Source organism: Methylobacterium sp. A52T, assembly GCF_053346095.1.
On record NZ_JBKFBI010000150.1, the window covers coordinates 1 to 14,451 of the forward strand.

At 74.7% G+C, this 14,451-nt stretch carries 12 protein-coding genes and 1 pseudogene; 8 read left to right on the top strand and 5 right to left on the bottom strand.

Translation table 11 applies throughout. The features are described from left to right. Positions 1-188 precede the first annotated feature (188 nt). Positions 189-1,286 (top strand): DUF2891 domain-containing protein, encoded by a 1,098-nt coding sequence (locus tag ACLBYE_RS25815; RefSeq protein WP_447696348.1) that lies wholly within the window; start codon positions 189-191, stop codon positions 1,284-1,286. Positions 1,287-1,457: 171 nt separating this feature from the next. Here the strand turns inward: ACLBYE_RS25815 and ACLBYE_RS25820 are convergent, their stop codons facing one another. Beyond that, positions 1,458-1,763: a hypothetical protein gene (locus ACLBYE_RS25820; RefSeq protein ID WP_056533754.1), complete on the bottom strand. Its 306-nt coding sequence runs from the start codon at positions 1,761-1,763 to the stop codon at positions 1,458-1,460. Between the two features lie 100 nt (positions 1,764-1,863). Continuing rightward, positions 1,864-4,704 (bottom strand): PAS domain-containing protein, encoded by a 2,841-nt coding sequence (locus ACLBYE_RS25825; protein ID WP_447696349.1) that lies wholly within the window; start codon positions 4,702-4,704, stop codon positions 1,864-1,866. 339 nt (positions 4,705-5,043) lie between these two features. Here ACLBYE_RS25825 and ACLBYE_RS25830 point away from each other — a divergent pair, with 339 nt between their 5' ends. Both ACLBYE_RS25830 and ACLBYE_RS25835 read left to right on the top strand, forming a co-directional pair. Further along, a complete protein-coding gene (locus ACLBYE_RS25830; RefSeq protein ID WP_447696350.1) occupies positions 5,044-8,349 on the top strand; it encodes a DEAD/DEAH box helicase in 3,306 nt (1,101 codons plus the stop codon). 112 nt (positions 8,350-8,461) lie between these two features. Further along, entirely contained in the window at positions 8,462-8,896 is a 435-nt protein-coding gene (locus tag ACLBYE_RS25835) for a GlcG/HbpS family heme-binding protein (RefSeq protein WP_020093960.1), read from the top strand. Between the two features lie 28 nt (positions 8,897-8,924). On the opposite strand, the gene ACLBYE_RS25840 is transcribed toward ACLBYE_RS25835, so the two are convergent. Continuing rightward, complete coding sequence (locus ACLBYE_RS25840; RefSeq protein ID WP_447696351.1) at positions 8,925-9,515, bottom strand: PAS domain-containing protein; 591 nt, start codon at positions 9,513-9,515, stop codon at positions 8,925-8,927. Positions 9,516-9,976: 461 nt separating this feature from the next. Here ACLBYE_RS25840 and ACLBYE_RS25845 point away from each other — a divergent pair, with 461 nt between their 5' ends. From ACLBYE_RS25845 to ACLBYE_RS25855, 3 genes are all read left to right on the top strand, one after another. After that, a complete protein-coding gene (locus tag ACLBYE_RS25845) occupies positions 9,977-11,263 on the top strand; it encodes a Zn-dependent hydrolase (protein ID WP_447696352.1) in 1,287 nt (428 codons plus the stop codon). Between the two features lie 42 nt (positions 11,264-11,305). After that, complete coding sequence (locus ACLBYE_RS25850) at positions 11,306-11,599, top strand: hypothetical protein (protein ID WP_447696353.1); 294 nt, start codon at positions 11,306-11,308, stop codon at positions 11,597-11,599. Between the two features lie 139 nt (positions 11,600-11,738). After that, complete coding sequence (locus ACLBYE_RS25855) at positions 11,739-12,194, top strand: SRPBCC domain-containing protein (RefSeq protein WP_024828814.1); 456 nt, start codon at positions 11,739-11,741, stop codon at positions 12,192-12,194. Between the two features lie 42 nt (positions 12,195-12,236). Here the strand turns inward: ACLBYE_RS25855 and ACLBYE_RS25860 are convergent, their stop codons facing one another. Continuing rightward, entirely contained in the window at positions 12,237-12,488 is a 252-nt protein-coding gene (locus ACLBYE_RS25860) for a hypothetical protein (RefSeq protein WP_020093955.1), read from the bottom strand. 151 nt (positions 12,489-12,639) lie between these two features. Here ACLBYE_RS25860 and ACLBYE_RS25865 point away from each other — a divergent pair, with 151 nt between their 5' ends. Continuing rightward, complete coding sequence (locus ACLBYE_RS25865; protein ID WP_447696354.1) at positions 12,640-13,425, top strand: spermidine synthase; 786 nt, start codon at positions 12,640-12,642, stop codon at positions 13,423-13,425. A gap of 98 nt (positions 13,426-13,523) precedes the next feature. Then, entirely contained in the window at positions 13,524-13,727 is a 204-nt protein-coding gene (locus ACLBYE_RS25870) for a hypothetical protein (protein ID WP_447696355.1), read from the top strand. 452 nt (positions 13,728-14,179) lie between these two features. Here the strand turns inward: ACLBYE_RS25870 and ACLBYE_RS25875 are convergent. Further along, positions 14,180-14,451, bottom strand: a pseudogene (locus ACLBYE_RS25875) (hypothetical protein); the annotation flags it as partial.

Here is a 14,451-nt window from a genome sequence, read left to right on the forward strand (position 1 = left end):
GGGGGGGCGGCGGGCGGCGCGCGGCGCATGGGGGCTCCCGGTGAGGCCGGCGCGTCCGGCCCGGCCTCACCGCGATAGCCGATCCGGGGCCGGGCCGGCAAAGGATCCGCGGGCCCTGACGCCGCACCGGGAAACCCGCTATGCCGGCGGTCGCCGAGTCCCCGCGGAACGCCCGCCGGAATGCCGCGATGACGCCCACTCCCACGCCCACTCCCACGCCCACGCTCACCCCCGACATCGCCGCGCGCTTCGCCGCCGTCGCCCTCGGCCATGTCGGCCGCGAGTATCCGAACAAGCCGGGCCACGTCCTGGCCGGGCCGGCGGATGCCCGCACCCCCGCGGCCCTGCACCCGGCCTTCCACGGCAGCTACGACTGGCATTCCTGCGTCCACGGCACGTGGCTGCTGGCGCGCGTGCTGCGGCTGTTCCCGGACGGCCCGCAGGCCCCGGCCATCCGCGCCCGGCTCGACGCGCAGCTGACTCCCGCGACGGTGGCGGGGGAATGCGCCTACTTCGCCGCCCCGACCGCCCGGGGCTTCGAGCGGCCCTACGGCTGGGGCTGGCTCCTGAAGCTCGCCGACGAACTCGCCGCGCTCCCCGAGCGCCGCTGGTCCGAGGCCCTGGCGCCGCTGGCCGCGGTGATCGTCCGGCGCTTCGCGGAGTTCCTGCCGGTAGCGTCCTACCCGGTGCGGGTCGGGACCCATTTCAACACCGCCTTCGCGCTGCGCCTGGCGGCCGATTACGCGGAGGGCGCGGGGGATGCCGGGCTGACCGACCTGCTGCGCGACACCGCCGTCGGCTGGTACGGGGACGACGCGGATTGCCCGGCCTGGGGCGAGCCCGGCGGCGACGACTTCCTCTCCTCGGCGCTGATCGAGGCGGAGTGCATGCGCCGGCTGCTGCCGCCCGCCCGCTTCGCGCCCTGGTTCGACCGGTTCCTGCCCGGTCTCGCGGCGTCCCGGCCCGCGACCCTGTTCCGCCCCGCGGGCGTGACCGACCGCTCCGACGGGAAGATCGCCCATCTCGACGGGCTGAACCTCAGCCGCGCGTGGTGCTTCCGCGCGCTCGCCGCGTCCCTCGGCCCGGACGATCCCCGCCGGCCGCCGCTCCGCGCGGCCGCGGAGGCGCACCTCGCGGCCGGGCTCCCGCACGTCACCGGCGACTACATGGGCGAGCACTGGCTCGCGACCTTCGCGCTGCTGGCCCTCGAGGCCGGTGCCGAGATCGGTACCGAGACCGGTGCAGACACCGGTGCTCTGGGCGAGACCCAGGACGGCGGGAAGTAACTCTGAGAGATTCTTGAGAGCTGTCCGTCGCGGGCCACGTCGAAGATTGCCCGACGACCGACCGACGACAACAAAAAAAGGACCGCCCTCAGGAGAACGGTCCGGAAGTCTAGGGAGGAAACGCCCACGAGGGGCTGCAAGACAGCGACGCCGTCGCTGTCTTGCCTCCCGTCAACCCGACAGGGACGGCCTTGTTCCTGGCTCCGGCCCGCCGCGCGGCAGGGCCAGCCCGCCCGGGACCGCCGTGAGGCCGGCGGGGCGGCGCGGCTCGCCGGGGCCGAACTCGGCGCGGTAGGTCCGCTCCAACGTCATGAGCCCCCGCAGGGGCCCCTCGGCCAGATCGAGGAGCCGCGCGTCGCGCCAGCGCAGGGTGCGGCCGAGGCGGCGCCGGAACCAGCGCCCGCGCTCCTCCTCGACGAGCAGGACCAGCTTGCCGGTCCAGGTCCGGCGGAACCAGAAACGTCCGGTCAGCGGCATGGCGGTCGAAGCCCCGGTGGTGGATCGGGATAGACTACATCCGGATCACGTCCGCGGGAACATTGCCGGATGATCTGCCGATGAATTCTGGCGAAGACTGTTAATCGGAAGCGGGGTCTGGCCGTGCGCGGGCGTCCGGCTGCCCGCCCCGCCGCGCCGCCTCGGAGAGGACCTGGGCGAGCTGCTCGGCCGAGTAGGGCTTGCGCAGGAGGGCGAAACCGTGGGCGTCGTCCTCGGCCAGGACGTGGCTGTAGCCCGAGGTCAGCACCACCGGCAGGTCGGGGCGGCGGGTCCGGAGCTGCCGGGCGAGGGCGAATCCGCCCATCCCCGGCATGACCACGTCGGAGAAGACCGCGTCGAACCGGTCCGGCGCCCGGTCGAGTTCGGCCAGCGCCTCCTCGGCGGATTTCGCCCAGACCGGCGCGTGGCCCAGATCCTCCAGGATCTGGGTGCAGAAGCGCCCGACCCCGAGATTGTCCTCCACGACGAGGATGCACAGGCCCCGCCGCGGCTCCGCCTCGGGGCGGGCCTCGCGGTCGGCCTCGGACGCCGCGGCGGGCGCGGCGACCTGCGGCAGGTAGAGCGAGAAGGTCGTGCCGCGGCCGAGCGCGCTCGCCACGTCGATGTCGCCGCCCGACTGCTTGGCGAAGCCGATGACCTGGCTGAGGCCGAGGCCGGTGCCCTTGCCGACCTCCTTGGTGGTGAAGAACGGCTCGAAGATCCGTCCCAGATCCGCGTCCGGGATGCCGGCACCGGTATCGGAGACCCGCACGGCCACGAACGGTCCCTTCGCGCCGGCATGCCCGCGGATCGGCGGCATCGGGCTATCGCCCTCCAGCCGCAGGGTCAGGCTGCCTTCCCCGTCCATGGCGTCGCGGGCGTTGACCGCCATGTTGATCAGCGCGGTCTCGAACTGGCTCTGATCGGCGCGCACGTAGCGGGGCGTCGCCGGCAGGTCGATGGCCACGCGGATGCGCGCGCCGGTGACCGAATCGAGCATGTCGGCGATGCTGCGCAGGCGCGCGCCGATGTCGAACACCTGGGGTTTCAGAGCTTGGCGCCGGGCGAAGGCGAGGAGCTGGCCGGTGAGCCTGGCCGCCCGGTCGACGGTGTCGGAGACGGCGTCGAGGTAGCGGCGCCGGCGCGCCTCGGCCAGGTCCGGCCGGCGCAGGAACTCCACGGACGACCGGATGATGGTCAGGAGGTTGTTGAAGTCGTGCGCCACCCCGCCGGTGAGCTGGCCGATGGCCTCGAGCTTCTGCGACTGGCGCAGCGCCTCCTCGGCCTGGCGCTGCTCGGTGATGTCGCGCCCGAAGCCGTAGAACAGCCCGTCCTCCGGCACGACGGTCCAGAGCACCCGCCGCCGGTCGCCGGCGCGGGTCAGGCAGGACAGTTCGACATCCTCGACGCGGTCCTCCGCGCAGAGGGGCCGCAGCGCCGCCTGCGCGGCCGCGCGCTCCGGGGCCGCCACGAAGTCGAGGGCGGCCCGGCCCAGGGTGTCGGCCTCCGACCAGCCGAGCGCCCGGCTCCAGGACGGGTTCACCGACTGGACCTGCCCGTCCCGGTCCGCGACGAGCTTCAGCACCGGCGACAGCGTCCAGACCCGGTCGCGGTCGCGGGTCTGGGCGGCGACCTGCGCCTCCAGGTGCTCCGCCCGGGACCGGAGCAGGACCTCGTTCCGCTTCCGCTCGGAGACGTCGTGGGCGAAGACGTAGAACCCGTCGACGCGTCCGTCCGGACCGCGGCGCGGGAGGTAGCGGGTATCGGCGATCCGGGCCTGCCCGTCCGGGAACGTCCAGGCCCATTCCTCGCGGACCTCCTGGCCGGCGAGCGCCCGCTCGATGCCGGCGCGCCGCGCCTCGAACGCGCCGGGGCCGAGGAGGTCATGGACGCTCCGCCCGACGACGGCCTCGGGCGCCTGGCCGGTCCAGGTCTCGTAGGCGGCGTTCGCGAACCGGTAGGTCAGGTCGCGGTCGATGAAGGCGATCAGGACGGGCATCGCGTCCGCGACCAGCCGGAGCTCCGCCTCGCGGGCCCGGAGGGCGATCTCGCTCCGGCGGCGCTCGGTGATGTCGTTGAACAGGATCGCGACGCGGTTCAGCGCCGGCCCGTCGACCCGGTAGGCGTGCACGTCGTACCAGCGGCCCAGCGCCGCGGCGGCCTGCTCGAACCGGACCGGCTCGCCCGTCAGGGCGACCCGGCCGTAGACGTCGAACCAGTGCTGCTCGTGGTCCGGGGCGAGGTCCCGCATGCGGCGGCCCACCGCATCCCGCAGGCCGGTCTGCCGCTCGAAAGCGGGATTGACCTCCAGGAAGCGGTAATCCACCGCCCGGTCGCCGCCGGCGAAGTCCACCTCGATGAGGCAGAAGCCGGCATCGATGAACGCGAAGAGCGAGCGGTAGCGCTCCTCGTTCCGGCGCAGGGCCGCCTCGGCGTTCCGGGATTCCAGCTGCGTCATCACCGTCCGGGCGAGCGCCTTCAGGATGAAGCGCTGCTGGTCGGTCAGCGTGCGCGGGACGCGGTCGAGGACGCAGAGCGTCCCGATGGCCCAGCCGTCCGGCGTCACCAGGGGCACGCCGGCGTAGAAGCGCAGGTGCGGCGCGCCGGTCACGAGCGGGTTGGCGGCGCTCTCCGGCTCCGCGGCCAGGTCGGGCAGCACGTGGATGCCGTCCGCGCCCATGGCCTCGGTGCAGAACCCGAGATCGAGCGCCATCGTCCGCGCGGCGTGGCCGAACGCGGCCTTGATCCACTGCCGGTCGGCGTCGACGAAGTTGATGTGGGCCATCGGCGTGCCGCAGGCCTGGGCGGCCATCTCGGCGATCTCGTCGAACGCGCGCTCGGGCGGCGTGTCGAGGATCGCGTAGGCGCGCAAGGCGGCGAGCCGCTGGGGATGCTGGGGCTCGAAACCCGACGGTCGGGATACTGTCTCGTTCGTCGACACGGAGCCGTCATAGCCCACGCTCCCGCTTCTCCCTAGTGAAACTCTGCATCGCGCGTCCGGCGGCGGGACCAGGGCAAGCATTCCGCGATCGTTCAAGACTAGACATTTCCGCCGGATCGTCGGCGGGGGTACGATTTCTGGTGCGCCGCTCAAGTCTTGCTGGTCCGACCGACCGGGCTTCGGGCGCCCGCCGGAATCTCTTCCAGCGCCGCCCGTCGCGGGCCGCCCGAAGAGCTCGGGCAGCCGCCGCGCGGCGGCTGTGGATCGGATCGCCGCGGCCGGGAGCCCGCGGGGCCGGTGCGGCGTTGCCGGCTCACGGGGGATGGATTCGGATCAGGCATGGCCAAGCGCAGGACGAAGGCGGGCGCCCGGCAGGGGCAGGAGGACGCGCCGCTGATGCCCACCGGCGCCCTGGCGGTGGCGCTCCTGGCCTTCGCCGAGGGGCCCGGGCCGGTGGTGCACGTCGCCCGGGACGCCCGCCGCCTCGAGGACCTCGCCGCGACCCTGCGGGCGCTCGATCCCGACGCGCGGGTCGCGGTCTATCCCGAGTGGGACTGCCTGCCCTTCGACCACGCCTCGCCGTCGCGGGCCACGATGGGCGCCCGGGCCGCGGTGATGCGCTGGCTGACCGACCGGGACGCGCTGCCGGACTTCGTGCTGACGACCGCCCCTGCCCTCGTGCAGCGCGTGCCGCCGCCGGAGACCTGGGCCTCGGCCCGCGTGACCCTCCGGGTCGGCGACCCCCTCGACGTCGCGGCCGCGACCGCCGACCTCAAGCGCCTCGGCTACATCCTCGACGAGCGGGTCGACGAGCCCGGCGAGATCGCGATCCGCGGGCGCACCGTGGAGGTGTTCCCCGCCGCCGCGCCGCGGCCCTGCCGGATCGAGCACGCGGCGGGCCGCGTCACCGCGATCCGCTCCTACGACCCGATCTCGCAGCGCTCCGTGGCGGAGGCCGACGAACTCGTCATCGACCCGGCCACCGAGATCGTCCTGGAGCCCGGCTCCGGCCAGAGCTTCGAGCCGTTCACCGGCCAGGAGCACCGCCTGGACCGCTACTACCCGCGCCTCGTCACGCTCCTCGACTACGTGCCCGAGGCGCGTCTCGCGGTCGAGGACGGCACGCAGGCCCGGATCGACGCCTTCTTCGAGCAGATGGACGAGGCCCGGGGCCGGCTGAAGACCCGCGACGCGCCGGCGGGGCCGGGCACCGGCCTCTACCTGACGCCGGAGGCGTGGCGCGCCGTCGTGGCGGATCGCGGCCGGCTCGCCGCCACCGAGGCGGCCGGAGAACCCCGCGCCATGCCGCGCTTAGCCGGGGAGCGCCGGCCCGGCACGGCCTTCGCCAAGGTCCTGCGCGCCCGCCTGAAGGCCGGCGACGTCGTCGTTCTCGCCGGCTCGGTCCGGCCGCTCCGGCGCCTCGTGCGCCAGGCGGGCAAGATCGCCGAGCGCCCGATCCGCCTGATCGACGCCTGGGCCGACGTCGCCGAGGCGGCGCCCGGCGACGTCCTCGCCCTGGAGGCCCCGCTGGCGGCCGGCTTCCGGGTGCCCGAGCAGGGCGCCACCGTGATCGCGGCCGCCGACCTGTTCGGCCCGGAGGCCGCCGTGACCGGGGCCGCCCGGGCGATCCTGCCGATGGGCGAGGTCGACCTGCGCCCCGGCGACGTGGCGGTCGACCGGGACCACGGCCTGTGCGTGTTCGAGGGGCTTGAGCCGGTCTCCGCGCCGGGTGCCGCGCGGGACGGGGAGCCCACCGAGGCCCTGCGCCTGCGCTTCGCCGGCGACGCGATCCTGATGGTGCCGGTCACACAGGCCGACCGGATCTGGCGCTACGGGTCGGAGCCCGACGCCGTCACCCTGGACAAGCTCGACGGCGGCACGTGGCCCCGGCGCCGCCTGGAAGCCGAGGCCACCATGGCGCGGACCGCCCGCCTGATGCTGGAGGCCGCCCGGGCCCGCCGGGAGACCGAGGCGCCGGTCCTGGCGCCGCCGGCCCGCGAGATGGAGCGGTTCGCCGCCGGATTCGGCTTCGCGCCGACCCCCGACCAGGCGGCGGCGGTCGACGCGCTGATGGCCGACCTCGCCTCCGGCCGGCCGATGGACCGCCTGGTTTGCGGCGATGTCGGCTTCGGCAAGACCGAGGTGGCGCTCCGGGCCCTCGCGGCCGCGATCTTCTCCGGCCGGCAGGCGGCGCTGATCGCCCCCACCACCGTGCTGGCGCGCCAGCACGCCGAGACGCTGCGCCGCCGCTTCGGCCGGTTCGGAATCGAGGTGGCGCAGCTCTCGCGCCTCGTGGCGCCGGCCGAGGCCAGGCGCGTCAAGGCGGGGCTCGCCGACGGCTCGATCCGGCTGGTGGTCGGCACCCACGCGCTCGCCGGCAGCGGGGTGGCGTTCGCGGATCTCGGCCTGACCGTGATCGACGAGGAGCAGCGCTTCGGCGCGAAGATGAAGGCCGACCTGCGCCGCCTCGCGGATGGCGGCCACGTGCTGACGCTCACCGCGACGCCGATCCCCCGCACCCTCCAGGCGGCGCTCGTCGGTCTCCAGAGCCTCAGCGTGCTGGCCACGCCGCCGGCCCTGCGCCAGCCGGTCCGGACCGTGGTGGCGCCCTTCGACGCCGAGGCGGTCCGCGAGGCCCTCGTCCGCGAGCACCGCCGGGGCGGCCAGAGCTTCGTGGTCTGCCCGCGGATCGAGGATATCGGCCCCATGGCCGAGCGCCTGCGCGCCCTCGTGCCGGGCCTCGACATCCTGGTGGCGCACGGGGACCTGAAGCCCTCCGCCATGGACGAGGTCATGGTCCGATTCGCGGAGGGCGACGGCGACGTCCTGCTCGCCACCGCCATCGTGGAGAGCGGCCTCGACGTGCCGCGGGCCAACACCATGCTGGTCTGGGAGGCCGCCCGGTTCGGGCTGGCGCAGCTCCACCAGCTCCGGGGCCGCGTCGGCCGCGGCCAGCGCCGCGGCACCGTCCACCTGCTCAGCGACCCGGCGGCGCCCCCGCCGGCGGCGGCGCTGCAACGCCTGCGCGCTCTGGAGGCCCTGGACCGCCTCGGCGCCGGTTTCGCGGTCAGCGCCCGGGACCTCGACCTGCGCGGCGCCGGCGACCTCGTCGGCGAGGATCAGGCGGGGCACGCCAAGCTCGTCGGGCTCGGCCTCTACCAGCACCTGCTGCAGCTGGCGCTCACCGCCGCCAAGGGCGAGCGCGCCGAGGACTGGAGCCCCGAGATCGAGCTCGGCCTGCCGAGCCGGATCCCCGAGGACTACGTCCCGGAGCCCGAGATCCGCCTCAGCCTCTACACGCGCCTGCTGCGCCTGCGCGAGCCCGAGGCGATCGAGGCGCTCGCCGGCGAGGTCGAGGACCGGTTCGGCGCGGCCCCCGCGCCGGTGCTCGCGCTGTTCGACCTCGCGCGGCTGCGCGCGTCCTGCTGCGCGCTGGGCGTCGCCCGGCTCCGGGGCGGGCCGCAGGGCGTCGCGGCCGACCTGCGGCCCGACCGGCCGCTGACCGCGATGGCCGCCGAGGCGGGGATCGCGCTGCGCGACGGGCGGGTCGTGTGGAAGCGGCCCTGCCCGGATTCCGCCGCCTGCGCGGCGCTCGCGACCGACCTCCTGGAGCGGATCCGCGCCGCCCGGGAACGCGAGGCCTGAGCGCGAGGCCTAGAGTGCTAGTCGAGCGTGATGCCGATCTGCGGTTGATCTTGCATCGACCGCTTCAAACCGTCACAGGCTGTCGCGCCAACAACGCGAAGGGGAGTGTCCCATGCACGTGACGATCGAGCAGGCCGAGAAGGCGATCGCGGCCGCCCGCGCCAAGGCCGTGGAGCTCGGCACCCAGATGTGCATCGCGGTGGTCGATTCCGGCGGGAACCTCAAGGCGTTCCACCGCATGGACGATGCCTGGGTCGGGTCGATCGACATCGCCCAGAAGAAGGCCAAGACCTCGGTGTTCTTCGGCATGATGACCGGCCAGATCGGCCAGTTGTCGCAGCCGGGCGGGCCGCTCTACGGGATCGAGCACTCCAACGACGGGCTGATCACCTTCCCGGGCGGGATCCCGATCGTCGACGCCGACGGCGTCATGTCGGGCGCCATCGGGGTCAGCGGCTCGACGGTGGAGAACGACCACACCGTCGCGGAGGCCGGCGCCAAGGCCATCGGCCGGACCGAGCTGCCGGCCCATCCCTGGCGGACCTGAGCCGCCGGGCCTCCTGTGGGGGCGCGCGTCAGGGGTCGCGCCGCGCCAGCGCGCGGCCGATCCCGTGGAGCAGCATCCCCGAGACCGAGCGGAGATAGGGGTCGCCGTGGCGCTCCAGCGCCGCGTGGATCTGGATGCCGTGGTCGGCCGCGGCGTTCAGGTCCGCCCCGTCGGCGGTGCCGTGCGCGACGCCGTTCATGGGACCGTTCACGGCTCCGTTCATGGCCCCGGACTGGATCCCGTGCCGGTGGAGGTCCGTGACGTCGATGTAGGCGCCGCGCCCGCGCAGCAGGCCGTCCGAATTGGGCGTCAGGCAGCCGCGGTTGAGGATCCAGCGGATCTCGCCCGTCCCGGTCACGACGCGGAACTCGAGGGAGACCGGGCCGCCGGTCTGGCGGACGTGGCGGATCCGGCCGAACACCCAGTCCCGGTCGGCCGGGTGGATCCGGCCCAGGGCCGCGTCCAGCGGCAGCGGCGTCCCGGCGAGCCCCGGATCCCCCGCCATCAGCGAGGCCGCGCCCGAATCCAGCATCGAACGGCCGGCCCGGACGTCCGTGTCCCAGACCCCGACGAAGCCGGCGGCCTGCAGAGCAGAGGCTGTCGTGGAAGCCAGCACCATGGAATCCCCTCCGAACTGGCTACAATCGACGATTGTACGATGGCGGACAGACTGATCCGCAACACATGCTGTCCGCGAGCCCGAAGTCCAGTATCGGCTGCGCGAACGGCTTTTGACACGGCGTCGCGGCCCCCCGCCACCGGGTTGCATTGCGGATGATCAAGACTTCGGTTCCGGGCAATCCCGTTCTCGACAATGCAGGGCCGCTCCGGCGCGGCGCAAAGACCGGATTCACACCGCCGCCGCGCGGACAGTTCGATCACAAATGATCGGTAGACGCCGCGATCCGGCGGGAATCCGCACTTCGGCCCGTGGATCGCTCCGCCATCGGGCGCCGTCGGGCGCCGCCGGCCCGGGAAGCCCGTGGCTGGCGCCGGTCCCGCCCTGGTGCGGGTTGCCGCTGCGCCGTAACCTGCATCTTCCGGTAGGCATCCCGCCGGGAGGCCAGCAGCAGAGACGCCATGGACCGCACGGTGAACCGCACCAACCTCCCGCTCTCGCGGGAGCGGCTCTGGGACAGCCTGATGGAGCTCGCCCGGATCGGCGCGCTGCCCAACGGCGGCAACGACCGGCAGGCCCTGACCGACCGCGACGCCGAGGGGCGCGCCCTGTTCCGGCGCTGGGGCGAGGCGGCGGGGCTGACGCTCACCGTGGACCGGGTCGGCACCATGGTCTTCCACCGGCCCGGGCGCGATCCGGGCCGGAAGCCGGTCGCCGTCGGCAGCCACCTCGACACCCAGCCCACCGGGGGCAAGTTCGACGGGCCGCTGGGCGTCCTCGCCGGGCTGGAGATCATGCGCGCCCTGCACGAGGCCGGGATCGAGACCGAGGCGCCGCTCCTGCTGATCAACTGGTGCAACGAGGAGGGCGCGCGCTTCGCGCCGCCGATGAGCGGCAGCGGCGTCGCCATGGGCATCGTCCCGGAGGCCGACATCCTGGCGACCCGGGACCTCGCGGGCCACGCCTTCGGCGACGAGCTGCGGCGCATCGGCTGGCAGGGGACGGCGGACCCGGCCGCCCTGCGGGAGATCGGCGCCTATTTCGAGCTCCACATCGAGCAGGGCAAGCGCCTGGAGGAGGCCGGCCTCACAATCGGGGTGGTCGACCGGGCCCTCGCCCAGATCTGGTACGAGATCACCGTGCTGGGCGAGGAGGCCCATGCCGGCAGCCCCATGGCGGGCCGGCGCGACGCGATGATGGCCGCGGCGGCGCTGATCGCGTCGCTCGAGGGCATCGCGGAGGCGGCGGTCGGCGCGGGCGGGGAGCGCGGCCGCGCCACCGTCGGCGTGCTGCGGGCGGAGCCGGCGAGCCGCAACATCACGCCCGGCCGGGTCTGGTTCAGCCTCGACACCCGCCACGGCGACACCGCGCAGCTGGAGGCGATGGGCGCGCGGATCCGGGCCCGGGCCGACGCCCTGGCGGCGGAGCGCGGCGTCACCGTCCAGGTCGCGGAGTTCTGGCGCGCGCCCCCGACCCCGTTCGACCCGGTCCTGGTGGACCGCGTCCAGGCGGCGGCCGAGGCGCGGGGCCATGCCTGGACGCGGATGCCGACCGCGATCTACCACGACGCCGTCTACTGCGCCCGCGCGGTGCCGGCGGCCCTGGTGTTCTGCCCCTGCCACGGCGGGATCAGCCACAACGAGGCCGAGAGCATCACGCCGGCCTGGGCCGGGGCCGGCCTGGAGGTTCTGGCCGACGCCGTGCTGGCGACGGCGGGCCTCGCCGGCCCCCGGACCGGGCCGGAATGAGCTGCGCCGCCGGCCGCGCACGAACGGAGACCGGGTTCCCGCATGTCCGACGACAACGTCATCCGCCCCGCCTTCGGCGTCCCCCGCAACCCGGCGCCGGAGCCCGATCCGGCCCAGGCGCCCCTGCGCGTCTTCGGCACGGGGGCCGGCCACCGGGTCGGCCTGATCCACGACCCGTCGGCGGTCGAGGGCGACGTCATCCGCGTCGTGGTCGGGCCCGAGGACGAGCCGGGGGTCGAGACCGTGGCGCTGCTCCCGGCCGACGCGGAGGCCGAGGCCGAGCGGATCGGCTTCGCCATCCTGCGGGCGCTGGAGGTGGTCGAGGGCGCGGTCTGAGCCGCGCGCCGGATCCGCCGGCTGAACCGCCGGCTGAACCACCTCTGCGCCGCGGTCTGGACCGCGGAGCGGGCGGTGCGCGTTCTCGGAGAGCGGGAGCGGCCGGCGCGAACGGTCGCCGGATCGCCGGGAGGGACGGATGACGGGCGCTCGGATCAGCAGCACGGAGATCGCCATCCCCGCGCGGGCCGGACTGGTCTGGTCCGTGCTGACGGACCTCGATTCCTACCCGGCCTGGAACCCGTACATCCGCAAGGCGGAGGGCCGCCTGCGCGAGGGCGCGCGCTGGCGCCTGGAGCGGACCCTGAACGGCCGCGCCTACCGGGCGCGCCAGGTGACGGTGACCTGCTGGGAGCCCGGCCGGCGGCTCACGTGGCGCGGCGGCATCCCGACGCCGCCCCTGCTCATCGGCGAGCACGAGGTCCGGATCACCGAGACCGCCGACGGCGTCCGCCTCGTCCAGGCCGAGACCGTCGCGGGCCTGCTCGCCCCCGGCCTGTTCCCGTGGCTGCGGACGCGCATGCAGGCCCGGTTCGCCGCGATGAACGAGGCCCTGCGCGAGGAGGTCGCGCGCCGGCTGGCCGAGAGCGCCTGACGGCCGTTCCCGGCCTTTCCGGACCGCTCCGGGCCGACGCGGTCAGGCGACCGGCTTCGGCTTGACGATCGGCGAGCGGGTCAGGCTCTCGATCGCGCGCCCCGGCCGCCCGGCCTTGCGGGCGATCTCCTCCTCCTGCTCGGCGATGAGCTGCCGGGCGGGCTCGTCGCCGTCGAGGCCGCCGAGGATCTCGGCCGGCACGCGCCGGTTCGAGGCCCGGGACCCGTCCGCGAAGACGATATCGAACAGAACGGAGCCCCGCTCCTGCGGTCTCGACTTGATGCGCTTGGCCATAGGTGCTGATACGCCGCCGGAATCGGTCGCGGCAAGGCGCGGTGCCGGGCGGGGTGCGCGGCGCGCACGGCCGGGCCCGCGCGCCGCGCCGCTCCCGCCGCGATCCCTCCGCCGCCCGCACGACAGGGCGCCGGCAAACGAGGACGCGCGCGTGATACCCTGGGTTCATCTCGATACCGGATCCGTGCCCGGCGGCGGCACCGACCTGCGCCTGATGCGGCGCGGCGACGAGTTCGCCATCATGGCCGACACGATCGAGCTGATGAACAACCGGCGCAGCGGCTCGGAGGTGGCGCTCGCGGCGATGACCTGCGCGCGGCTCCAGGACCGGCCCCGCGCCCGGGTCCTGATCGGCGGCCTCGGCATGGGCTTCACCCTGCGGGCGGCGCTCGAGGGCCTCGGGCCGCAGGCGCAGGTGGTGGTCGCCGAGCTGGTGCCCGCCGTGGTCGCCTGGGCCCGGGGGCCGCTCGCCCACGTCTTCGCCGGCTGCCTGGACGATCCGCGGGTCGACCTGCAGGAGGCCGACGTCAACCGCCTGATCCAGGCCGGACCGGAGCGCTACGACGCGATCCTGCTCGACGTCGACAACGGCCCGGAGGGGCTGATGCGCAAGGCGAACGACCGGCTCTACGACAATTGGGGGCTGAAGCGCGCCCGCTGGGCCCTGCGGCCGGGCGGCATCCTGGGCGTCTGGTCGGGCGCCCCGGACCGGAAGTTCAAGAGCCGCCTGCAGCGCTCCGGCTTCGCGGTCGACGAGCAGCGCGTCCACGCGAGCGGCCGGGGCAGCGGCCCGAAGCACGTGGTCTGGCTCGGGACCCGGACCGAGGGCCAGGTCGAGGGCCCGGGTCAGAGCGACGGGAGGCCGAGCGACGACCGGGCGGCGGGCGGCCCGAGACCGCGCGGACCGGCCCAGGGCCGGCGCCGGCCGGGGCGCTAGGGCGGCTCCCGCGCGGGCTGCGACGGTCCGGAGGACGGGGCTGCCGCGCACGGTCGCACCCCCTGTCCCGGCGCGGGACGCCTCCGCACATTCCCGGCATGGGTGCGACGGGCGGGCATCTCTACACGGTCGAGGTCAGGCCGAGCCGGCATGATCCCGGCCGCTTCACCTGGGCGATCCGCGACCGCGGAAAGCTGGTCCGGGGATCGTACCGCCCGCACACCTCCGAGCACGCGGCGCGCGCCGTCGCGGAAGCCGAGGTCGAGCGCCTGATCGGCCAGGACGGCCGGGTCGGAGGCTAGACCCGCCGCGCGGGACGCGATTTCAGGTCCGTCCGAAGGGGATCGCGTCCCGCGATCCCGGCCCGCTCGTGGACCGACCGCACACCTATGCGACACTCGCATGGGTGTGCGGACGGGCCCGGGTACATATGCATGCCTCCGCGGCGCCCGATCCATTGCATGCCGCAATGCGGTATCCTATCTTTGCACTGCGGGATGGCGATGGCGTCGCGATCCCGCTGCCCTTCTTGGGCGTTTCCTCCCTAGACTTCGGGCCGCTCCTTCGGGAGTGGCCTTTTTTCTTTCCGCCGGCCGACCCGCCGCGCGGGCGGCGCGCCGACGTTTCGACCGCGCGGAACCCGGAGCTTGGCGGTACGTTTTTCCGCCATGGAACACTATCGCTCCACACTCGGGACCACTGCCGTTGCCGTATTCGGGCTGGTGGCGGCCGCGCATATTCTGCATCCGGGCAATTACGAGGTGCAGACGCGTCCCGCGCGTCCTGCCGTGACGGACGCCGCGCCGGTCTCGAAGCCGGCCGCCGCACCGGTCACGCGGAGCGCCTGGGTCGACCCGCCGGCCAAGCTCGCCGCGCCGGAGACCACGGGCGCCCTGGCGGCCGTCCCGGCGCCGCGGGTCGCGGCGGCGGTCCCGGACACCGCGATGCCGGCCGCCCCGCTCCCCGCCGAGATGGCGCGCCCGGCCGGGCCGCCGCGCAGGACCGCGGCGCACCGCGCGAAGGGGA

Excerpts from the sequence above, each read along its gene's own strand:
- ACLBYE_RS25845 (WP_447696352.1), top strand. The coding sequence starts at position 9,977 with ATGGACCGCACGGTGAACCGCACCAACCTCCCGCTCTCGCGGGAGCGG.
- ACLBYE_RS25850 (WP_447696353.1), top strand. The coding sequence starts at position 11,306 with ATGTCCGACGACAACGTCATCCGCCCCGCCTTCGGCGTCCCCCGCAAC.
- ACLBYE_RS25860 (WP_020093955.1), bottom strand. The coding sequence starts at position 12,488 with ATGGCCAAGCGCATCAAGTCGAGACCGCAGGAGCGGGGCTCCGTTCTG.
- ACLBYE_RS25835 (WP_020093960.1), top strand. The coding sequence starts at position 8,462 with ATGCACGTGACGATCGAGCAGGCCGAGAAGGCGATCGCGGCCGCCCGC.
- ACLBYE_RS25830 (WP_447696350.1), top strand. The coding sequence starts at position 5,044 with ATGGCCAAGCGCAGGACGAAGGCGGGCGCCCGGCAGGGGCAGGAGGAC.
- ACLBYE_RS25820 (WP_056533754.1), bottom strand. The coding sequence starts at position 1,763 with ATGCCGCTGACCGGACGTTTCTGGTTCCGCCGGACCTGGACCGGCAAG.
- ACLBYE_RS25815 (WP_447696348.1), top strand. The coding sequence starts at position 189 with ATGACGCCCACTCCCACGCCCACTCCCACGCCCACGCTCACCCCCGAC.
- ACLBYE_RS25855 (WP_024828814.1), top strand. The coding sequence starts at position 11,739 with ATGACGGGCGCTCGGATCAGCAGCACGGAGATCGCCATCCCCGCGCGG.
- ACLBYE_RS25870 (WP_447696355.1), top strand. The coding sequence starts at position 13,524 with ATGGGTGCGACGGGCGGGCATCTCTACACGGTCGAGGTCAGGCCGAGC.
- ACLBYE_RS25840 (WP_447696351.1), bottom strand. The coding sequence starts at position 9,515 with ATGGTGCTGGCTTCCACGACAGCCTCTGCTCTGCAGGCCGCCGGCTTC.